This is a genomic window from Thermoflexus sp. (assembly GCF_034432235.1).
Classification (GTDB): Bacteria; Chloroflexota; Anaerolineae; order Thermoflexales; family Thermoflexaceae; genus Thermoflexus.
In genome coordinates this window covers 1-20,513 of the sequence record NZ_DAOUCJ010000110.1, presented here as the reverse complement: position 1 = coordinate 20,513, position 20,513 = coordinate 1, and the positions used below count along the sequence as shown (strand labels likewise).

Annotated in this window: 17 protein-coding genes; 15 read left to right on the top strand and 2 right to left on the bottom strand. The window is 64.7% G+C overall.

Annotated elements, in window-relative coordinates:
* The first annotated feature begins 252 nt into the window (after positions 1–252).
* Genes VAE54_RS13095 through VAE54_RS13070 form a run of 6 tightly spaced genes read left to right on the top strand, consistent with a single transcriptional unit; the run spans position 253 to position 6,519 of the window.
* Positions 253–726, top strand: coding sequence for a hypothetical protein (locus VAE54_RS13095; RefSeq protein WP_322802421.1), 474 nt, complete (start codon positions 253–255; stop codon positions 724–726).
* Positions 705–1,193: a hypothetical protein gene (locus VAE54_RS13090; RefSeq protein WP_322802420.1), complete on the top strand. Its 489-nt coding sequence runs from the start codon at positions 705–707 to the stop codon at positions 1,191–1,193. The genes VAE54_RS13095 and VAE54_RS13090 overlap by 22 nt, the downstream gene beginning before the upstream one ends.
* On the top strand, positions 1,190–2,833 hold the full coding sequence (locus VAE54_RS13085) for an ammonium transporter (RefSeq protein ID WP_322802419.1): 1,644 nt from the start codon (positions 1,190–1,192) through the stop codon (positions 2,831–2,833). The genes VAE54_RS13090 and VAE54_RS13085 overlap by 4 nt, the downstream gene beginning before the upstream one ends.
* A gap of 23 nt (positions 2,834–2,856) precedes the next feature.
* A complete protein-coding gene (locus VAE54_RS13080) occupies positions 2,857–4,167 on the top strand; it encodes an SLC13 family permease (RefSeq protein ID WP_322802418.1) in 1,311 nt (436 codons plus the stop codon).
* Positions 4,168–4,218: 51 nt separating this feature from the next.
* Complete coding sequence (locus tag VAE54_RS13075; RefSeq protein WP_322802417.1) at positions 4,219–5,223, top strand: hypothetical protein; 1,005 nt, start codon at positions 4,219–4,221, stop codon at positions 5,221–5,223.
* Positions 5,224–5,226: 3 nt separating this feature from the next.
* Complete coding sequence (locus VAE54_RS13070) at positions 5,227–6,519, top strand: flotillin family protein (RefSeq protein ID WP_322802416.1); 1,293 nt, start codon at positions 5,227–5,229, stop codon at positions 6,517–6,519.
* Between the two features lie 280 nt (positions 6,520–6,799).
* Here the strand turns inward: VAE54_RS13070 and VAE54_RS14700 are convergent, their stop codons facing one another.
* The gene (locus tag VAE54_RS14700; protein ID WP_416223813.1) at positions 6,800–6,871 is read right to left on the bottom strand and encodes a hypothetical protein; all 72 of its coding nucleotides are present in this window, start codon (positions 6,869–6,871) and stop codon (positions 6,800–6,802) included.
* A 198-nt stretch (positions 6,872–7,069) separates the two neighbouring features.
* Positions 7,070–7,285 (bottom strand): hypothetical protein, encoded by a 216-nt coding sequence (locus VAE54_RS13065; protein ID WP_322802415.1) that lies wholly within the window; start codon positions 7,283–7,285, stop codon positions 7,070–7,072.
* A gap of 427 nt (positions 7,286–7,712) precedes the next feature.
* On the opposite strand from VAE54_RS13065, the gene purL reads away from it, so the two are divergent.
* The 9 genes from purL (at position 7,713) to VAE54_RS13020 (ending at position 20,136) form a co-directional block, all read left to right on the top strand.
* Positions 7,713–11,552, top strand: a complete 3,840-nt coding sequence (gene purL, locus VAE54_RS13060; RefSeq protein WP_322802414.1) for a phosphoribosylformylglycinamidine synthase subunit PurL — start codon at positions 7,713–7,715, stop codon at positions 11,550–11,552.
* A 1-nt stretch (position 11,553) separates the two neighbouring features.
* Positions 11,554–12,513: a phosphoribosylaminoimidazolesuccinocarboxamide synthase gene (locus VAE54_RS13055; protein ID WP_322802413.1), complete on the top strand. Its 960-nt coding sequence runs from the start codon at positions 11,554–11,556 to the stop codon at positions 12,511–12,513.
* Between the two features lie 14 nt (positions 12,514–12,527).
* Positions 12,528–13,052: an AIR carboxylase family protein gene (locus VAE54_RS13050; protein ID WP_322802412.1), complete on the top strand. Its 525-nt coding sequence runs from the start codon at positions 12,528–12,530 to the stop codon at positions 13,050–13,052.
* Positions 13,049–14,548 carry an amidophosphoribosyltransferase gene (gene purF / locus VAE54_RS13045; protein WP_322802411.1) on the top strand — a complete coding sequence of 500 codons (1,500 nt, stop codon included), beginning with the start codon at positions 13,049–13,051 and terminating at the stop codon, positions 14,546–14,548. The genes VAE54_RS13050 and purF overlap by 4 nt, the downstream gene beginning before the upstream one ends.
* Positions 14,545–15,870 (top strand): phosphoribosylamine--glycine ligase, encoded by a 1,326-nt coding sequence (gene purD, locus VAE54_RS13040; protein WP_322802410.1) that lies wholly within the window; start codon positions 14,545–14,547, stop codon positions 15,868–15,870. The genes purF and purD overlap by 4 nt, the downstream gene beginning before the upstream one ends.
* 23 nt (positions 15,871–15,893) lie before the next feature.
* Positions 15,894–16,910, top strand: coding sequence for a phosphoribosylformylglycinamidine cyclo-ligase (purM, locus tag VAE54_RS13035; RefSeq protein WP_322802409.1), 1,017 nt, complete (start codon positions 15,894–15,896; stop codon positions 16,908–16,910).
* A gap of 49 nt (positions 16,911–16,959) precedes the next feature.
* Complete coding sequence (gene purN / locus VAE54_RS13030) at positions 16,960–17,577, top strand: phosphoribosylglycinamide formyltransferase (protein ID WP_322802408.1); 618 nt, start codon at positions 16,960–16,962, stop codon at positions 17,575–17,577.
* A 345-nt stretch (positions 17,578–17,922) separates the two neighbouring features.
* Entirely contained in the window at positions 17,923–19,413 is a 1,491-nt protein-coding gene (glnA, locus tag VAE54_RS13025) for a type I glutamate--ammonia ligase (RefSeq protein ID WP_322802407.1), read from the top strand.
* 81 nt (positions 19,414–19,494) lie between these two features.
* Positions 19,495–20,136, top strand: coding sequence for a LysE family transporter (locus VAE54_RS13020; protein WP_322802406.1), 642 nt, complete (start codon positions 19,495–19,497; stop codon positions 20,134–20,136).
* Positions 20,137–20,513 lie beyond the last annotated feature (377 nt).

Below are 20,513 nucleotides of genomic sequence, written 5' to 3'. Positions count from 1 at the left end.
CCCGGCTTTCCCCAGCGCGCTTCATCCGGTCGATCCGCGCGGGTCAGGGAGGTAATGGGCCATCCTCCCGCTCCCCTGTTCCGGACCCGATTTGTGCATTATGCCTAACCTCCGATATTCATTTTTCGTTCGCTCCACCTGTAGTCGCGTCTCCTGCAGGTTTTTACAATACCGGCCAAACCGTGGCGGATCTCCTTCATCGGCGGTGGAGATTTTTCCGAAGACGCGGCGAGGGGTGGGGAGGATAGCCGGATGGCCTCGGCGGAGCTGGAGCAGGCGTTACATGCCCTGGCGGAGGGTCGAGCAGCGGAAGCGGAGGCGATGCTTCAACGGATCGCCGGTGCGGAGTCAGGGATAGCGGGGGGGCTGGCCTGGGCGTACCTGGGGCGCCTGCGCATGCTGCGGTTCGACGTGGAGGGAGCACGGGAGGCCCTGGAACGAGCGCTGCATCAGGCCCCGGATCACTTTGTGGTCCGGCTGGAACGAGGAGCCTTCTTCCTGCGGCTGGGGTTCTATCCCGCGGCGATTGTGGAGCTGGAGGCCGCCCTACGAAGCGCCCCAGAGGGGGTGGCCCGGGAGCACGTCTATCGGCTCTTGCAACGGGCATGGGAGCAGGGAAAAGGGTCCTTCGTTCGACGCGCTGTCCTGCCGGATCTGCGGCGCTGGCTGCAGTCCCTGCGAAGGACCCGGGGAGGGAAATCGGCGTGCTCATCCTCGTCCTCGTAAGCATGGCCCTCATGTGGACCTTGTGGCGGGCCTGGCTGCCCGTTGGGGTGGCGGCTCCGGGCCGTCTGCTCCTGGAGGTGCCCCTGGGATGGCGAGAGCGCTGGCGATGGCACCGAAAGAATCTATATGCCCTCGCCATCCTGATCCTTCTGGGAGCCCTTGGAGGATGGCTGCCGCTTCTGGGGCAGGGGATGATCGCAGGCTTTGCCCTTCTCGTTCTTCTCTTGCCCCTGCGTTATCGCTTCACGGAGGAAGGGGTGGCCCTCAACAACGTGTTCTTCCGGCGGTGGGAGGAGTTCCGGGCTTATCGGGCAGAGCCGTGGGGGATCCGGCTGGAGGGCGCAGGCCCCCCATGCGCTCTCTACCTGCCCCCCGAGGCTCGAAATCAGGTCCAGGCGCTGGTGGGGGCCCGGTTGCGGTATGCCCCTTTAAGGGTTTCATCCGCTTCGCGAAAGGAGGTCCGATGATCAGCAAGCGTGTTTGGGGATCGATGATCCTGCTCGTAGGGATGCTCGGGTTGCTGGCGGCCGTCCGCCCGAGCTACGCCGACCAGGCGCCGCCCGCGCCGACACCGGACCCCGCCGGGACGGCCACAGGGTCCGGTCAGGATCTGGTCGGGGTGGTCCCGGGCACGATCCGCGCGGAGGACTTCGAGCGGGCGAAAGCCCATGAGCCGTTCGCCGTCCAGCTCGCGGATCTGGTCAACCAGAACCGCCTCGCGATCAACTTCATCTGGACCCTGATCACCGGATATCTGGTGATGTTCATGCAGGCGGGATTCGCTCTGGTGGAGACGGGGTTCACCCGGGCGAAGAACGCCGCCCACACCATGGCGATGAACTTCATCATTTATGTGCTGGGGATGGCGGGCTACTTCGCTACCGGGTTTGCCCTCCAGTTCGGAGGCATTGGTTTGGTTGGAATCCCGAACCTGGGCGGGCTGAAGGTTCTGGATGGCGAGTTCACCGTGCACATTGGGGGGCTGGATTGGGGTCTTTTCGGAACCAAGGGTTTCTTCATGCGGGATGCGTATGACGTGGCCGTGGCGGTCATGTTCCTGTTCCAGATGGTGTTCATGGACACCGCCGCCACAATCCCGACGGGGGCGATGGCGGAGCGGTTCAAGTGGACGGCCTTCTGTCTCTATGGTCTCTTCATGGGGGCTTTCCTCTATCCGATCTACGGCAACTGGGCCTGGGGCGGAGGCTGGCTCTCGCAGCTGAGCCGTCTGGGCCTGGGAGCTGGTTACATCGACTTCGCGGGCAGCGGAGTGGTCCATGCGATCGGTGGGTGGACCGCTCTGGCAGGGGCGATGGTTCTGGGTCCCCGCCTGGGCAAATACAACCGGGATGGAACGCCGAACCCGATCCCGGGCCACAACCTTGTTATGGCCTTGCTGGGGGTTTTCATCCTGGCCTTCGGCTGGTTCGGTTTCAACCCGGGCAGCACCCTGGGGGCTTCCGGCAATGGAAACCTGCGCATCGGCCTGGTAGCTGTGGCCACCATGTTAGCCTCCGCCTCTGGCACCCTATCCGCCATGCTCTACACCTGGGCTACGACGGGCAAGCCGGACCCGGCGATGGCGGCGAACGGCATGCTGGCCGGTCTGGTGGCGATCACAGCGCCCAGCGGTTACGTCAGCCCGATGAACGCCTTCCTGATCGGAGCGATCGCCGGAGTGCTGGTATGTCTCAGCGTGGCTTTCTTCGAACGAGTGGTCAGGGTGGACGATCCGGTGGGGGCGATCTCCGTGCACGGGACGTGCGGGGCCTTTGGGCAGCTGGCGGTGGGCCTGTTCGCCGATGGCACAGCGAATTACGGCGGCCTCACGGTGCGGGGCCTGTTCTACGGGGATGCGGGACAGCTGGTGGCTCAGGGCATTGGGATGGTTGTGGCCTTCCTGTGGGCCTTCGGGGTCTCATGGGTCTTCTTCAAGATCCTCGATGCCCTGGTAGGCCTTCGAGTCTCGCCGGAGGTCGAGCTGCAGGGGCTGGATTTCCCCGAGCTGGGCGTGTTCGCCTATCCCGACGGACGTCTGGTGCCGATCCCGGGCGCGGCGCGCTTGCCGGTCATCCCGCCGGCTTCCGCTGAAGCCACAGCCGGTTGACCTGCGGAAAGGAGGCTCCCCCCATGACCGGGATTCTCTCACCGACCTGGATCGCTGTTTCGGTTTTCCTCACCACTTATATCGCCCTGGGGCTGGAACGCATCCCGCGGGTTCTGGCGGCTGGGATCGGAGTGATCCTCCTCCTGTTGTTTAAAGTGCTCACCGTGGAGGAGGCGGTGGCTTATGTGCACTGGGAGACCCTGGGGTTGCTTTTCGGGATGTTCGTCCTGATCGCGGTGCTCTCGGAGGCGGGTTTCTTCAGCGCTCTGGCCATCGAGACAGCCCATCGGGTGAACGGGGAGCCCCGGCGTTTGCTGGTGGTGTTCCCTCTGCTCACCGGCTTCCTGGCCGCCTTCATGGATTCGATCACGGTGATGCTCTTTTTCGCCACCCTGACGGTTGAGCTGAGCCGGCTGTTGCGCTTCGACCCCGTTCCGGTGGTGGCGGCGGAGGTGGTGGCCGCCAACATCGGCGGCGCGGCCACGCTGATGGGGGACCCACCTAATGTGATCCTCGGGCTCACCTTGGGCTTTGGGTTGAACGATTTCATCACGCACAACGGGCCGATCGTTGTGTTCGGATTGCTTGGCGCGGTGGCCATGGCTTACCGGCAATCTGCGCGAGATTTGCAGAAGGGTCCTCCTCCGGAGCGGCTGGAGTTGCCCCGGTCTGTGGAGATGGTTCGGGATCCCACGCTGCTTCGGCTTGGGTTGTTGGCTCTCGCTCTCGCCGTGGTCCTCTTAAGCACGCATCGATGGATAGAGCAACGGCTGGCTATCCCTCTGACGCCCCCGCTGGCCACATTAATCCCTGCGATCCTTCTCCTGCTCCTGGGAGGCCCGCGGGTGGAAGGGATCCTGCGTCGGATCGATTATGAAGTGCTACTTTTCCTGATCGGTCTGTTTGCCATTGTGGGAGCGCTGGAGAAGACCCATGCCATCGAGATGTTGACCGGCGGGGTTTCTTCGTGGTTGGGCAAGCATCCGCTGGGCCTGGTTTCAGCGTTGTTATGGTTCTCCGCCCTCTGCTCGGCTGTTGTGGATAACGTGCCCTTCGCCCTCAGCATGGCTTATGCCCTTCGACACTTGGCGAATTCCCCGCAAGCGCCGGCGCTTTCCCTGCTGACCTGGGCGGTCTCCCTGGGGACGGATCTGGGGGGAAATTTCACGCCCATTGGGGCCTCGGCCAATGTGGTCGCCTGTGCGGCGCTGGAGGGCCATGGCGTGCGGGTGGGATGGGGACGCTGGATGCGGCTGGCTGCCCGACCCACCCTGATCGCCCTGGGGCTGGCTCAAATGGGGCTCCTGGTCAAAGCATGGCTGGGTTTCTTTTAGCCACAGCGCCGGATGACAAGAAGAGCTCGACTCGTCTGGGGGGATGAGCGGATGGTTATCGATCATGATTTCCACTTGCACCTGCGGCCGCTTTCTGCCGGCGAACGCCGCCAGTTCGGAGCAGCTGAATATCTGCTGGAGGGCTGGGTGGGAGGGCAACGGATCGCTATCCCGGTTTATCCGATGGTTGATCCCGGAAGGGCATCCGCAGAGGGTTATGCGTTCGAGGCCATGGGCCTCACGATCACGGAGGGCCGGCTGGCGGATCTAACGCATGCGGCGCGCCAGCTTTTGCATGCGCTTGCTTATGGAGGTCAATTCCCGTGTTACGCAATGGAGATCCCATCGGCTGGAGTGGCGCTTCCGGTCTATCCCTGGGGGGAGGGATGGCGCGTTCATGTGCCGGATGGTCCCATCCTGGAGGCGAGGGATCTGGGGATTTTGCGCCAGCGCGTGGCGGATGCCCACGGCCTGCCGGTGGAGGCCATCCAGGTGCGGGTGCTGTCGGAGCGCCTCGCCTGGGTCCCGCCAGCCGCTGTCTTTCGGCCCGCGATCGGATCAACGCCCTGGCTGCCGGTGGCCTGGAGCGAATCCGGCTGGCGCCTCCATCTCATGGGGGCGCTCCTTTCCGCTCCCGGGAACGGAGCTGGGATTTGGTCGTTGTGGAAGGCGGTGGCCGAGTGGGGCGCGCGTCAGGGATGGCTTCGCGCTCCCGAGGATCTGACACTGGAGGTGTGGTCGGAGGCCGCCTGGGAGGCCATACGGAGCGCCATGCCGGAGGCCACCGCCTGGCTTCGGTTCTATGAAACGGGGCAGCGGCTTCGCGTCGTCCTTCTTCCGGCCTTCCCGCACGAGGGAAGGTGGATCGCCGTTTACGCCGCGCCGGGCCGGCAGACGGTGTTCACCGGCCGTGACCTGAGCGATCTGCGACAACGGGTCGGGGAAGCGCTCCACGCGGCCGGCTGTCTGACGGATCCGCAGGCGCTGCGCATGGAGGTCAGTGGGATGGAGCGATCCTCTGGAGTAGAGCATGCATTTCTGGATTCCGGGAGGTGAGCAATGGTGGTCGCAATGGGCATATGGGCTCTGATCGCGGCGATCGGACTGATCGCCCTGTGGGCGTGGCGTTACACCAAGGCCGGCCCAAACGAGGTGCTGATCATCTCCGGCCGTAAGCGCAAGGTGGTCGACCCCGATGGGCGAAAGCGGGTGGTGGGCTACCGGCTGGTGCGGGGCGGAGCCTTCGTCTGGCCGATCCTGGAGCGGGTGCAGCGCCTCTCCCTGGAGCTGCTCACCATCGAGATCCAGACCGCGGATGCCTACACCGCGCAGGGTGTGCGCATGGTGGTGGACGCCGTCGCCCAGGTGAAGGTGAAAGGCGACGAGGCGTCCATCGCCCTGGCCGCGGAGCAGTTCCTCTCCCGGTCCCGGGACGATATCCGGAGGGTGGCTCTTCAGGTGATCGAAGGGCATCTGCGGGCGGTGCTGGGCACGATGAGTGTGGAGGACCTTTACCTGCGGCGGGCGGAGTTCGCCCGGCAGGTGCGCGAGGCCGCCCGGCAGGATCTGGAGCGGATGGGTCTGGACATCCTCTCCCTCACCGTGCGGCACATCGCCGATGAGCAGGGCTATCTGGATGCCATCGGGCGGCCGCGGATCGCCCAGGTGCGTCAGCAGGCGGCGGTCGCGGAGGCCGAGGCCGATCGGGTGGCCCGCATCGCCCGCCTGGAGGCTGAACGGGCTGTGGAGGAGGCGCGTCGGGAGCTGGAGGCGCGGCGGGCCGAAGCGGACATGGCGTATGAGCTCCATCGCCATCGGGCCGCCCAGGCCGTCAAGCGGGAGGAGATGATCGTCCGCCGGGTGGAGAAGGAGCTGGCCATCGAGATCGAAGAAAAGGAGATTGAGCGCCGGCAGCGGGAGCTCGCGGCGACCGTTGAGCTGCCCGCGGAGGCGGAGAAGCGGCGCATCCTGGCCCTGGCCGACGCCGAGCGCTACCGGCTGGAGGCGGAGGCGGCGGGCCGGGCGGAGGGCCTGCGGGCGACCGGCCGCGCGGAGGCGGAGGCCATGCGGGCCAAGGCCGCGGCGTGGCGGGAATACAACGAGGCCGCTATGGCCCAGATGGTGGTGGATATCCTCCCGGCGCTGGCTCGGGCGCTGGCGGAGCCCCTGTCGCGGGCGGAGCGGATCGTCCTCATCGGGGATGGACATGGAGGGATCAGCCGCTTCACCGGGGATCTCGCCCAGGCGATGGCCCAGCTCCCCGCTCTGGTGGAGGCCCTCACCGGCGTTCACCTGCCCTCTACGTTTGTCCGAAATCCGGCCGCTTCCGCTTCGAAAGAGCCTTCTGATTAACCCCGCAACGCCACTGAGGATCCCCGGAGGGACAGGGGGTGGGCCGCTGCAGGCAGCCCGCCCCCTCGTTTTCTTTCCCGGCTCGCCCGCAGATCCCCCATCATCTCACCCGCAGCCAGCTATCTGCCAGAACTCTCATGCTGGGCTCAGCTCCGGAGCGTAGATGGCCTCTTCAGCCAGCCAGGCCGCATAACGCAATGCCCGGCGCATGTTTTCTGGCTCCAGATCGCGGAGGCGGGTCGGCTGCAGCGGGGGTTAGGGGCATGATGTCGGCGTTTTCTCATCGTCTTCGATAAATCTCTCGGCGGTGGCCAATTGCGTGAATCACAATAGTTTCTTCATCCCAGAGCACCTCATAAATGACGCGGTAGTTCGCCTACCCGGAGTTTGTAGAGCCCTGCAAGGTCACCGGTCAATGCCTCGAGACGAATCGCATCCAGATTCTCAGCCAGCCAGTGAATACGCTGAGCGATGCGGCGCCCTGCAGGCTTGTCTAATCGCTCCAGATCCTGGGATGCCGCTCGGAGAATGCGAATACGGCACTTGCCCATTACTCCAGACCAAGGCGCCGAATCACTTCTTCAAACGGCTCGCCCCGTTCACCCTTTGCTACGGCTTCCTTCTGGCGCAACAACCTCTCGCGAATCGTTTTGCGAATGGGTAACCCTTCATCAGGATCGCCGAATAACTCCAGGAGCTTCTCCTCGATGATGGTTTCTATCATCTCGCGAAGTTCTTCTTTTGTCATTTGCGCTACTATATCCATTCCGTTCTCCTTCGAACCTGGGATCTTCAGCCTATGCCGCAAATGAACTACGCGAACCGGTGAATGTATGATGCGAGTCCGCTTTATCCTATCCCATTGCTTTGGAGATTGTCAAGTCTCATGAGGGGGCTGTTTGAAAAATCAGGAGAGAGGTCAGCCAGCGGGAGGTTTTCGGGGGGAGGGAGAAGAGACACAAAAAACGACCCGGCAGGCACCGCACTCCTGCCACCGCAGCCCAGTCATGCGATCCCTTGCCCGCGGATTCCGAAACCCCCATTTTTCGAGCACCCCCCGGCGCTGATTTGACAGCGTAGATCATGCGGATTAGAATATCGCTTCAAAGATCGCCATCTCATCCATGCGCTCTTAACCCTGAGCCTGGGCCTTCGACGCGGAGCATCCGGACCTGCAGTGGGAGATGGAATCCATGGATCAGGAGGTCTCCTCCGCCGAGGGGGTTTTCCTGCCGCCTCCGGATCCGGTCCGGAGGCTGTTCCGGGTGGAAATCCGGAACAGATCTCCTGAGGATCCGGAGGGCAGCCGGCTGGTGCAAGCGGCCCGCGCGCAGGGCATCCAGCGCCTGCGGGCCTGCCGGCGAGACCGCGTGTGCTTTCTGCAAGGCCGCCTCTCCCTCCCCGAAGTTGAACGACTCGCTCGTCTCCTCCTGGCCGACCCCATCCTGGAAACCTTTCAGGTCCTGCTGCTGGATGAGCGCTTATGGCCCCCGGATTTCCTCACGGAGGGAGGTGAGATCCATCGGATTGAAGTCACTCTCCTTCCCGGATTGCGGGATCCTGCGGTGGAAAACCTGATCCGCGCCGCCCATCGTCTGGGCTTCCGTGGGCTGGAGAACGCTGCGTGGGGCTGGATCTTCAATCTGCGGGGGGATCTGGAGGAAAGCGATCTGCGACGCCTGGCGACGGATCATTGCAGCAATCCGCTGATCCATCGCCATGCCATCGATCGATGGGTCGATCCGCCCTTTGAGCCTTCCGCCCCCTCTCCGGCCCTGGTCGAGATCATTCCGATCTGCGATGCGGATGAGGAGGCGCTCCGCGCGCTGAGTGCGCGTCGCCGCCTCGCTTTAAGCGAGGAGGAGTTGTGGGCTATCCGGGAATATTTCCGTCTTCAGGGTCGGGACCCGACCGACGTTGAGCTGGAGACCATCGCGCAGACGTGGAGCGAGCACTGCGCACATAAAACCTTTAAGGCGCGCGTGCGCTACACCGGCCCACCCCCGGGCGCCCCGCCGGACGCTCCCTCGCAGACGGTGGAGATCGACGGCTTGCTGGGCACATATATTCGGTCCGTGACCGAGCAGGTAGCCCGGCCATGGCTCCGCTCGGCTCTTGTGGATCATGCCGGGATCATCGCGCTGGATGAACGCTGGGATCTGGCCATCAAGGTGGAAACGCATAATCATCCCTCCGCCGTGGAGCCCTTCGGGGGAGCCAGCACCGGAATAGGTGGGGTGATCCGGGACATCCTGGCTGTGGGGGCGCGCCCGATTGCGCTGCTGGATGTCCTGGGCTTCGGCCCTTCGGATCTGCCCGCTGCGTCGCTGCCGCCAGGGACCCTGCATCCCCAGCGGATCGCAGAGGGGGTCATCCGGGGTATTGAAGACTATGGGAACAAGATGGGGATCCCCACGGTTTGTGGGGCCGTATTTTATCATCCGGGATATGCGGCGACCCCTCTGGTGTTCTGTGGCTGCCTCGGGCTGCTTCCCCATCGAACGGTTGCTGCCGCGCCTCAGCCCGGGGACCTCATTGTGGTGATCGGCAACCGGACGGGGCGCGATGGCTTAGGAGGAGCCACCTTCTCCAGCGCAGGCCTGGATCCCGAGGCGCCCTCCTCTGCCCGTGGGGCCGTTCAGATCCCCCATCCGATTCTGGAAAAGCAGATCCTGGAGGTCATCCTCCAGGCTCGCGAGGAGGGCCTCTATCACGCGGTGTGGGATTGCGGAGCCGGCGGGCTTTCCTCCGCCGTCGGGGAGATGGCGCGCGGGTTGGGTGCCTGTGTCGACCTGGACCGTGTGCCCCTGCGGGATGTCCGTCTGCAGCCCTGGGAGATCTGGTTGAGCGAATCCCAGGAGCGCATGGTGCTGGCGATCCCGCCGGCGTGCCAGCCGCGCTTTGAGGAGCTCTGCGATCAACATGGTGTGGAGGCAGCGGTCATCGGCGTCTTCGAGGACACGGGGAAGCTGCGCTTGCGGTACCGTGGTCAGATTATCGGTGACCTCGATCTGAATTTCCTCTACAACGGACGTCCGCAACGGATCCTGGAGGCCCGCTGGTCCCCTCCCGCCCCGCCGGCGCTCATCCCCATCGCGCCCCCGGAGGACCTGGAGGAGATCCTGCTCGCGCTGCTGGCCCATCCCAACATCCGGAGCCGCGAAGAGATCCTTCGCCGCTATGATCACGAGGTGCAGGGCGCTACGGTTGTCAAGCCCCTGGTGGGCGTGGCTTCCCATGGGCCAGGGGATGCACCGGTTCTGGCGCCTCTGGAGTGTGGGGAGGGTGCCACCCCCCGACCCGGGGTGGCCGTGAGCGTGGGCCTGGCCCCGCTGTATGGCGAATGGGATCCTTACTGGATGGCGTGGGCTGCGGTGGATGAAGCCTTCCGGAATCTGGTGGCGGTCGGCGTGGATCCAGATCGGGTGGCCCTGCTGGACAACTTCTGCTGGGGGGATCCCGCAGATCCGGAGCAGCTCGGGGCTCTGGTGCGCTGTGCTCAGGGATGCCGGGATGCCGCCCTCGCCTACCGCGCGCCGTTTATCTCCGGTAAGGACAGCCTGAATAACTTTTATGTGGATCCGGAAGGGAAGCGGCATTCCGTCCCGGGCACGTTGCTGATCACCGGCCTGGGGATCGTGCCAGACATCTCCCGTACCGTCACCGTGGATCTGAAGACGCCGGGATCCTGGATCTACGTGGTCGGGGAGACACGGGCGGAGCTGGGAGGCAGCCATTATCTGCAAATCCTGCGTGGAGCGCGTCCGGGCGCGGAGCGGGTGCCCCAATCGGTTCCTGGAGCGCTCGACCGGCTGCGCGCCCTCCACCGGGCCATCGCCTCCGGATGCGTTCAGGCATGCCACGATCTCTCGGAGGGAGGTCTGGGGGTTGCCCTCGCGGAGATGTGTCTTGCCGGCCGGCTGGGCGCGGAAGTCGACCTGCGCAAGGTCCCCTGCCCGGAAGCGGATATCGAGGATGATGTCCTGCTGTTCTCGGAATCCCTTTGCCGGTTTCTCGCCGAGGTGCGCCCGGAGGATGCGCCCGCTTTCGAGGCCATGCTGGAGGGGCATCCCTTCGCGCGCATCGGTCAGGTGACCGCCGATGGCCTTCTCCGGGTGGTGGGCCGGGATGGCCAGGAGAGCATCCGGCTCTCGGTGGAAGAGCTGGAGCGGGCCTGGCGCGGAACCCCAGCGCCTGGGATCACGGATCCTTCCCTGCAGTCCTCGTCCCGACCCCTGCTTTCGCTCCCCCGCCTCCGACGCCCCCGCGTGCTGATCCTCCAGGCTCCTGGCACCAATCGGGATCGGGAGGCGGCGTGGGCCTGCATGCAAGCTGGGGGAGAGCCGGAGATCGTTCCCATGTCCAGTTTGCTGCGGGGGGAACGCGATCTGCTGGATTACGCCATGCTGGTGCTGCCTGGGGGGTTCTCCTATGGGGATGATCTGGGAGCGGGGACGCTATGGGCGCTGGAATTGATGGAGGGCCTTGGGGAGAAGCTGGAGCGGTTCATTGAAAGCGGGCGGCCCGTGCTGGGGATCTGCAACGGGTTCCAGGCCCTGGTCAAGGCCGGTTGGCTCCCTGGACCGGAGTTCCTGGGGGCGGATGGCCAGCGGATGTTCACGCTCGCTCCAAACGCCTCCGGTCGTTTCGAATGTCGGTGGGTTTACTTGCGCGCCAACCCGCGAAGCCCATGCCTGTTCACCGAGGGGATCGAGGACTTGCTGTATTGTCCCGTCGCCCATGGGGAGGGACGGTTCATGGCGCGAGACGAGACAGCGCTGCAGGCCCTGGAGGATCGAGGGCTGATCGCGCTGACGTATGTGGATCCATCCGGCCGCCCTGCCGGCTATCCGTTCAACCCGAATGGATCCCAGCGGAACATCGCTGGCATCTGCAATCCAGCCGGCAATGTCCTGGGGCTGATGCCCCATCCCGAAGATCACATTTTCCCCTGGCAACATCCCCGCTGGCATCGGGGAGAGCAGGGGGGATTCGGTTCGATCCTGTTCTGGAACGCGCTGCGGAGGTGCTGAGATGGGTTTGTCCGCCCTCGAATTGCAGAAGGCGCTGGCGCATGCGGTCCATGCCGTCGAGCTTCCAGAGCTGGGAGCCCGACGCGCCGGGAAGGTGCGGGACATCTATGAGGCGGGAGGCCGCCTGATCCTGATCGCGACGGATCGGATCTCGGCCTTTGATCGGGTCCTGGGGGTGATCCCCTACAAAGGCCAGGTTCTGAACCAGCTCAGCGCCTGGTGGTTCGAACAGACCCGTGATCTCATCCCAAACCATGTCCTTGCCGTCCCGGACCCCAACGTCATGGTGGCTCAACGGGCGCAACCCTTGCCGGTGGAAGTGGTAGTGCGGGGGTATATCACCGGCGTGACCCGCACTTCCCTCTGGACGCTATACGCTCAGGGGGAGCGGCGTCCTTATGGGATCCCCCTGCCGGAGGGCCTGCGGAAGAACGATCCCCTGCCTCATCCCATCATTACGCCGACCACTAAGGCGCCCTCGGGAGCCCATGATGAGGTCCTGACCCGCGATGCGATCCTGGAGCGCGGCCTGGTGCCCGCCGATCTGTGGGAGCGCATTGAGGAGGTCGCCCTAGCCCTCTTCGCCCGGGGCCAGGAGATCGCCCAGCGGGCCGGCCTGATCCTGGTGGATACCAAATACGAGTTCGGCCTGATCGATGGCCAGCTGGTGCTCATCGACGAACTCCACACGCCCGATTCCAGCCGCTACTGGCTCGCGGAGACCTACCGGCCCGGCTCGGATCCGGAGCCGATGGACAAAGAGTTCGTCCGGGCATGGTTCGCCGCCCGCGGTTACCGGGGAGATGGATCACCGCCGGAGATGCCCCCAGAGCTGATCCTGGAAGCGGCCGCCCGCTACATCGCTGTCTACGAGCGGCTGACGGGCGAGGCCTTCCGTCCCGGGGAACTTCCTGCCGTCGAACGGATCCGCCGCCATCTCCGGGATTTCCTCAATCTTTGATTCGGAGGGGCGCGATGCACAGTCCTCTGGTGGTCATCCTGATGGGATCCCGCTCGGATCTGGAGCATGCGCAGGCGGTGATCCGCGCGCTGGAGGAGCTGGGCCTGGATTGGGAGTTGCGGGTTGCCTCGGCGCATAAGGTTCCCGATTACCTCCTGGATCTCCTGCGGGAATACGAGGCGGATCCGCGCCCCAAGGTCTATATCACCATCGCCGGACGTTCCAACGCCCTCAGCGGGATGGTCGATGGGCAGGTGCTGGCTCCGGTGATCGCATGCCCACCGATCTCCGAGACCTTCGCGGGGGCGGATGTTTTCTCCTCGTTGCGCATGCCGGGCGGGATCGCCCCAGCGGTGGTGCTGGATCCGGCAGGAGCGGCCCTTCTGGCCGCCAAAATCCTGGGCCTCCGCGATGAAACCATCCGGCAACGGGTCGCGACCCTGCAGGCGCGAGGGCGGCAGCGGCTGCTCGCAGATGACGCGGAGGTTCGCGCCCTTCGTTCCGCCGCGCAAGGGGATTCCGGGAGGGGGAGGGGATGAAGCTCCCAGGGGCCTGGTGGGAAGAGGACCATCCCCGGGAGGCATGCGGGATCGTGGGGTTGTGGTCCGCGGATCGCCCGGCGGCTTTGCTGGCGATGATGGCCCTCTGCGCTCTGCAGCATCGGGGCCAGGAGAGCGCGGGCATCGCCACCAGCGATGGCCTGGTGGCGTATCTCCATAAAGGGATGGGCCTGGTCTCCCAGGTCTTTCATGAAGGGATCCTGCGCTCGCTCCGGGGCCATCTGGCCATTGGACACACCCGTTATTCGACGACAGGGGCGTCCCATCTTCAGAACGCCCAGCCCTTCCTGAGCGAGACCCTTTATGGTCCTCTGGGTATTGCCCACAATGGGAACCTGGTGAACGCCCTCCCGCTCCGCCGCCGCCTCCTGGAGCGAGGCGTGGGTCTTTCCTCCGGCAGTGATAGCGAGCTGATCCTTCAGATCCTGGCCTCCCCGCCTGAGGCCTGGGGATCCCTGGCGCCGCCCCTCGAGCCCGAGGGGGATCCATGGATCCCGCGCCTGCGGAGCCTGTTGTGCTTAAGCCCGGGCGCTTATGCCCTGGTCATCCTGACTCGGGAGGCGATCTATGCGGTGCGGGATCCGTATGGCTTCCGCCCCCTGTGTCTGGGGGAATGGGAGGGAGGATACGTGGTGGCCTCCGAATCCTGTGCCCTCTCCATGGTCGGCGCCCGGTATGTGCGGGAGATCGCCCCCGGCGAGATCGTGCGCCTGGATCCGCGCGGGGTGACCTCCTTTGCCGGAGGAGTCCAGCCTTCCCCGGCTTTCTGCGTTTTCGAATACGTTTACTTCATGCGGCCCGATTCCCAGCGGGAAGGGGGCACCGTGTATTCGGTTCGCCTGGCCCTGGGACGCCAGCTGGCGCGGGAGGCTCCAGCGGAAGCCGACCTGGTCATCGGCGTGCCGGATTCAGCGACGGCCCACGCCATCGGCTACAGCCTGGAGAGCGGCATCCCGTTCATCGAAGGTTTGTTGAAAAATCGCTACGTTGGGCGGACCTTCATCCAGCCGGACGATCGAACCCGGCAATGGGGGATCCGACTGAAATATAGTCCCCTGCGCGAGGTGCTTCAGGGCCGTCGAGTGGTGCTGGTCGATGATTCCATCGTCCGCGGCCATACTACCCGGCAGCTGGTTCAGCTTCTCCGCGAGGGAGGAGCCTCGGAGGTTCATCTGCGCATCGCCTCCCCGCCGATCCGCCATCCATGCTTTATGGGGATCGATATGGCGACCTATGAGGAGTTGATCGCTCATCGCCTGGACGAGGAAGGGATCCGCCGCTTCACCGGGGCGGACAGTCTGGCCTTTCTGAGCCTGGAGGGGATGCACCGGGCGATCCGGGAGACGATGCCCTCCCCGGAGGGGGGATATTGCGCTGCCTGCTTCTCCGGCCGGTATCCGGCGCCCCTTCCGGAGGAGGTGCGGGGCCATCCTTCTCCCAAATTCATCTTCGGGCGGATTCGGAGCGCGCAATGAAAAAGGGGAAGCGGGTTCTGGTCGTCGGATCAGGGGGCCGGGAACATGCGCTGGCATGGGCTCTGGCCCGCGCCGCGGAGGTCGAGATGGTATACGTCGCGCCGGGGAACGGGGGGACGACCTGGCCGCCTTCTCCAGAGGCTCCCGATCTGCAGCCGCGGGCTCCTGCCCGTTCTGTGCCCATCCGTCCCGATGACATTCAGACGCTGATCGGTTTTGCGAGGGAGCAAGCGATCGACCTGACGGTGGTGGGGCCGGAGACCCCGCTGGCTCACGGCATCGTCGATGCCTTCCAGGCGGCCGGGCTCCGGATCTTCGGACCCACCCGCGCGGCCGCGCGCATCGAGACCTCGAAAGCGTTCGCGAAAGCTCTCATGCGCGCGTGCGGCGTTCCGACCCCCGACTACGCGGTCTTCCACCGTTTCGAGGAGGCACGGGCCTACCTCCGTGCGCATCCCGGTCCGGTCGTGGTGAAGGCCAGTGGGCTGGCCGGGGGCAAGGGCGCTTTTGTGTGCGATACCCCGGAGGAGGCCGAGGAGGCTCTCCATCGCCTCATGCGTGAGCGGATCTTTGGGGAGGCCGGGGACACGGTGGTCATCGAGGAGCGCCTGTACGGATCCGAGCTCTCCATGCTGGCCCTGAGCGATGGGCGGATGGTCAAACCGCTCCTGCCGGCCCGGGATCATAAGCGCCTGATGGACGGCGATCGAGGCCCCAACACGGGAGGGATGGGCGCTTACGCGCCCGTGCCCGAAGTGGGCCCGGATGCCGTCGAGCAGGTGGTCCAGCAAATCATGGTGCCTGTCTTGGATGCCCTGGCCCGCCAGGGAACCCCCTTTGTGGGGGTCCTCTACGCGGGGCTGATGTGGACCGCCTCGGGGCCCTTTGTTCTGGAGTTCAATGCTCGTTTCGGCGATCCGGAGGCTCAGGCCATCCTCCCGCTGCTGGAAACAGACGGGCTGGAGGCGCTGGAGGCCTGTCTGGAGGGTCGGTTGGAGGATCTGAGCCTGCGCTGGCGGCCGGGGGCATGCGTCACCGTGGTCCTCGCATCCCCGGGCTATCCCGGTCCTGTCCCGGAGGGGCTTCCCATCAGCGGGCTGGAGGATGCGGCGGCTCAGGAAGGGGTGCTGGTTTTTCACGCCGGCACCCGCCGGGAGGGAGCCCGGCTGGTCACCGCAGGCGGGCGTGTCCTGGCCGTCAGCGCGATCGGTCCGGATCTGCCTGGGGCAGCTGCACGGGCCTATGCGGCTGTGGAGCGCATCCACTTTGAAGGCATGAGCTTCCGCCGGGACATCGGGCGGGTTCCCGTTCGAAGCCTTTAAGGGCGCTGAGAGGGGGGATGCCCATGGATGCCTATGCGCGCGCAGGGGTGCATCGGGATGTCGCCCGGGAGATCCGATCGCGCATTGCGGACGCGGTTTGTTCGACTTATGGGAAGGAAGTGATCGCTGGATGGGGAGCGTTTGCGGGCCTTTATCAGGCGGATCTCTGGCGGGGGATGAAAGAGCCGGTTCTGGTGGCCTCCACGGACGGGGTGGGCACCAAGTTAAAGGTCGCGGCCCGCCTGAACCGATGGGAAACCATCGGCCATGACCTGGTCCATCATTGCGTGAACGATATCCTGGTGTATGGAGCCCGGCCCCTCTTTTTCCTGGATTACATCGCTGCGGATCGTCTCGATCCCGATGTGATCGTCCGCATTGTGGAGAGCGTGGCGGCCGCATGTCGGGAGGTGGGTTGCGCGCTGCTGGGAGGAGAGACCGCCGAGCTTCCAGGGGTTTATGCGCCGGGGGAGCTGGACCTGGCCGGCACCATCATCGGCGTGGTGGAACGCCAGCGGATCCGGGATGGCTCTCGCATCCGACCGGGGGACCGTCTGCTGGCCCTCCCTTCGAGCGGCCTTCACACCAATGGCTACAGCCTGGCCCGCATGGTGCTGGCCGAGCTGGATTGGGAGCAACCCCTTCCGGAGCTCGGGACCTCTATTGGCGAGGCGCTCCTCGCTCCTCATCGCTGTTATCTGGAACCGATCCGGCGCCTCGAGTCAGCGGGCGTCGATCTAAAAGGGTTGTGTCATATCACGGGAGGAGGCGTGTATGAGAACCTGCCGCGCGTCCTGCCCCGCGGTGCTGCGGCGGTTCTGCATCGGGGGACATGGCCGGAGCCGCCCATCTTCGGGCTCATTCAGCGCATGGGGAGGATCTCGGACCAGGAGATGTTTCACGTATTCAACATGGGCCTGGGCATGTTGCTGGTGGTTTCCCCTCAGGATGTAGAGCTCGCGCTGGCCACATTGCCGGGGGAGCTTCGAGTGGTGGGGGAGATCATAGCCGGAGAGCAGGAGGTTCAAATCCAAATGTGAGGACGGCGATGGTTGTCCCGCTTCTCGACGAGGGGGGTGGAGCCTCTAAATGGAGCCGCGAGGTCGGCTGGTGGTGATGATTTCCGGGTTTGGAAGCAACCTGCAGGCGATCCTCGATGCCTGCAGGGAGGGCCGTCTGTGGGCCGAGGTGGTGCTGGTGGTCTCCAATCGGAGGGACGCCTATGGCCTGATCCGGGCGGCCCGGGCGGGCGTGCCCACGCTGTATTTCCCGCTCCGACCGTATCGGGAGCGGGGGCTGGATCGGATCGCCTATGATCAGGATCTTGCGGATCAGATCGCCCCTTACCGGCCGGATCTCATCGTCCTGGCCGGGTGGATGCACATCCTGAGCTCGGCCTTTCTGGATCGGTTCCCCGGCCGGGTGATCAACCTTCATCCGGCTTTGCCGGGGATGTTCCCCGGTCGCGATGCCATCCGGCGGGCCTTCGAGGCCTACCGGCGGGGGGAGATCTCCTGTAGCGGCTGCATGGTGCATTATGTCACTCCGGAGGTCGATGCCGGGCCGGTGCTGGTTCAGGCGGAGGTTCCCCTTTACCCGGAGGACACGCTGGAGCGTTTCGAAGCCCGCATGCATGAGGCGGAGCACCGGATCCTGGTGGAGGGGATCCGGCGCGCGCTGGAGCGCCTTCGATCGTGTGAACCGTGAGCCCTCCTTCCATGGCCTCCTGAAAATCCTCACGTGCTCGGGCGGTTTCCTCCCCTTGAGCAGAGAATGATCCGCTTTTGATCTGGAAAACGGCCCATGGATGGGATACGATGGGGATCCAATTTATGGTTAATTTGTTGATCGGCTACAACCATATAGCGCCGATTCGCATGGCTCCCTGGGCTCGGGAGGGCATTCTGAACTTCCATCGGGAGATCTCCGGATGGGGGGCTTTGTGCATGATGCACAACATGGAGGGGGAGGGTTTCGGTCTTTCCGCCTGTAGCCAAGGCTCGTGAGCCTTTTTACAATCGGGGGGAATTCTGATCACGGAGGGAGGCGGCAATGGCCCGGCAGACCATCACCGAAGTCGCCCGCGAGGTCCTGGAGCGCAGCAACGGGAAGGCACCGAAACCGCTCACCAAACCGAAGGACGTCATCGAGTTCGCCCGCGCTCAGAGCGTGGCGATCGTGGATCTCAAGTTCGTGGATCTGCTGGGGACCTGGCAGCATTTCAGTATCCCCATCACCGAGCTCTCCGAGGAGGTTTTCCAGGAAGGGCTGGGGTTCGATGGCTCCAGCATCCGGGGCTTCCAGCGCATCGACGAAAGCGATATGATCCTGATTCCGGATCCCGCCACGGCAGTGGTGGACCCGGTTTGTGAGGTGCCCACCCTCAGCTTGATCTGCGATGTGTATGACCCGGTGACCCGTGAGCCCTACACCCGGGACCCCCGTTACATCGCCCGCAAGGCGGAGGCGTATCTGAAGCAAAGCGGGATCGCCGACGTCAGCTACTGGGGCCCGGAGGTGGAGTTCTTCATCTTCGATCACATCCGCTTCGATCAGGGGGCGCATTACGGGTTCTACTTCATTGACTCCGAGGAGGGGATCTGGAACAGCGGGCGGGATGAGGGGCGGCCGAACCTGGGCCACCGCCCGCGCTGGAAGGAGGGCTACTTCCCGGTGCCCCCGGCGGATTCCCTCCAGGACCTGCGCTCGGAGATCGTGCTCCGCCTGATCCAGGCCGGCATCGAGGTGGAGACCCATCATCACGAGGTGGCGACCGGCGGCCAGTGCGAAATCGATATGCGTTTCCAGACCCTCACCCGCATGGCCGATCAGGTGATGATGTATAAATACATCATTAAGAATGTGGCCCGGGCCCATGGGAAGACCGCCACCTTCATGCCCAAGCCGCTCTTCGGGGACAACGGGTCGGGGATGCACGTGCATCAGAGCCTGTGGAAGGAGGGCCGCAATCTCTTCTGGGATGAGCGGGGCTACGCGGGCCTCTCGGAGCTGGCCCGCTATTACATCGGCGGGATCCTCTATCACACGCCGGCCCTGCTGGCCTTCTGCGCTCCCACCACCAACTCCTATCGCCGGCTGGTCCCCGGGTATGAGGCGCCGGTGAACCTGGTCTACTCCCGGCGCAACCGCAGCGCCGGCATCCGCATCCCGATGTATTCGGATTCCCCCAAGGCCAAGCGGATCGAGTATCGCTGCCCGGATCCCTCGGCGAACCCCTATCTGGCCTTCGCCGCCATCCTGATGGCCGGGCTGGATGGCATCCAGAACCGCATCGATCCGGGAGACCCGGTGGATGTGGATCTCTATGAGCTGTCGCCGGAGGAAGCACGCCGGATCAAACAGGTGCCGGGCTCCCTGGACGAAGCCCTGCGGGCCCTGGAGCGGGATCATGAGTTCCTGCTCAAGGGCGGTGTTTTCACCCCCGATGTGATCGAGACCTGGATCGAGCTCAAACGCAAAGAGGTGGACGCCATCCGCCTCCGGCCGCATCCGTATGAGTTCTACCTCTACTATAGTGCCTGAACAGGGTCTCCTGTCGGATCGGGGGCGGGAGGGCTTGCCCTCCCGCCCCCGTGTATTCCCCTGTTCCCATCGGAGGGCTCCATGGAGTGGATCTTCCTTCGCGGGTTGTTGCTCAGCCTTTCCCTCTCTATCCCCTTGGGGCCGGGGAATCTGGCCATTCTGCGGGCGGGGCTTCGCAGCGGGTGGAGAGGGGCAATCCTCACCGGCCTGGGGACGGTGGCGGGGGATCTCACCTACTTCACCCTGAGCCTGCTGGGGGCGGCAACCCTTCTTTCTCAATGGCCGGCCCTGGGAACGGGCCTCGCGGCGGCCGGAGCCGTCCTGCTGATCGGATTGGGAGGACTGACCCTTCGGGACGCGTGGCGGGGAGTGACGGTTTCCCTGAAACCGATGGCCTCATCCTCCCGCCTGTTCCTCACCGGGATGGCGATCACCCTGACGAATCCGATGGTCCTCCTCTGGTTCGCGGCCATCTCCTCCACGATGCTCCGCCTGGGGATCCCGGAGGTCACGCCTTCGACGGTGGCGATGTTCTATGGAGGCTTCACGACGGGGAGCATCCTGTGGGTGGGGGTGCTGGGTCTGGCGACCCGGGGGAGCATCCAGCGGCTCTCCCCCGGGGTTCTGCGCGTCCTGACCCTGTTATGCGGATTGACCCTGCTCACGCTGGGGGGATGGAGCGGAGCTCGGCTGCTCGGAGGATTGGGCTCCTTCGCGGGTTGACGGTGCGCCAGGGCCAGGGGGAGGAGCGGGCCCTCATAATAAGAGTATAAGAGTTTGCCCTTCCCCTTACGCTGTCCACAGATCCGCCCGCCTCTTACGCCTCTATGGTTCTCGAACCCCTCACCGGTTGCCTGTCGCGAAAACCCCCTGCCTTCTGAAAAGCCGCTGCAAGCGATGCGGACTGGAAACCGGGACTCCGGCTATAGGATCTGGCCTCGCCTCTCGAACACCCCCTGTGGATCCCTCGGTCGGCATAGTGCTTTCCTCACTGTCTCCGGGATTATCCGGATGGATCTCGGGACCGACCTGCATTATGATTCCCTATAAGCCTGTGGTTGGGGTTTCGATGAATAAAGGGGACGCCTTCGACCTCTGAC

Excerpts from the sequence above, each read along its gene's own strand:
- purL (WP_322802414.1), top strand. The coding sequence starts at position 7,713 with ATGGATCAGGAGGTCTCCTCCGCCGAGGGGGTTTTCCTGCCGCCTCCG.
- purF (WP_322802411.1), top strand. The coding sequence starts at position 13,049 with ATGAAGCTCCCAGGGGCCTGGTGGGAAGAGGACCATCCCCGGGAGGCA.
- VAE54_RS13085 (WP_322802419.1), top strand. The coding sequence starts at position 1,190 with ATGATCAGCAAGCGTGTTTGGGGATCGATGATCCTGCTCGTAGGGATG.
- VAE54_RS13055 (WP_322802413.1), top strand. The coding sequence starts at position 11,554 with ATGGGTTTGTCCGCCCTCGAATTGCAGAAGGCGCTGGCGCATGCGGTC.
- VAE54_RS13050 (WP_322802412.1), top strand. The coding sequence starts at position 12,528 with ATGCACAGTCCTCTGGTGGTCATCCTGATGGGATCCCGCTCGGATCTG.
- VAE54_RS13020 (WP_322802406.1), top strand. The coding sequence starts at position 19,495 with ATGGAGTGGATCTTCCTTCGCGGGTTGTTGCTCAGCCTTTCCCTCTCT.
- purN (WP_322802408.1), top strand. The coding sequence starts at position 16,960 with ATGGAGCCGCGAGGTCGGCTGGTGGTGATGATTTCCGGGTTTGGAAGC.
- purD (WP_322802410.1), top strand. The coding sequence starts at position 14,545 with ATGAAAAAGGGGAAGCGGGTTCTGGTCGTCGGATCAGGGGGCCGGGAA.
- glnA (WP_322802407.1), top strand. The coding sequence starts at position 17,923 with ATGGCCCGGCAGACCATCACCGAAGTCGCCCGCGAGGTCCTGGAGCGC.
- VAE54_RS13065 (WP_322802415.1), bottom strand. The coding sequence starts at position 7,285 with ATGGATATAGTAGCGCAAATGACAAAAGAAGAACTTCGCGAGATGATA.
- VAE54_RS13095 (WP_322802421.1), top strand. The coding sequence starts at position 253 with ATGGCCTCGGCGGAGCTGGAGCAGGCGTTACATGCCCTGGCGGAGGGT.
- purM (WP_322802409.1), top strand. The coding sequence starts at position 15,894 with ATGGATGCCTATGCGCGCGCAGGGGTGCATCGGGATGTCGCCCGGGAG.
- VAE54_RS13075 (WP_322802417.1), top strand. The coding sequence starts at position 4,219 with ATGGTTATCGATCATGATTTCCACTTGCACCTGCGGCCGCTTTCTGCC.
- VAE54_RS13070 (WP_322802416.1), top strand. The coding sequence starts at position 5,227 with ATGGTGGTCGCAATGGGCATATGGGCTCTGATCGCGGCGATCGGACTG.
- VAE54_RS13080 (WP_322802418.1), top strand. The coding sequence starts at position 2,857 with ATGACCGGGATTCTCTCACCGACCTGGATCGCTGTTTCGGTTTTCCTC.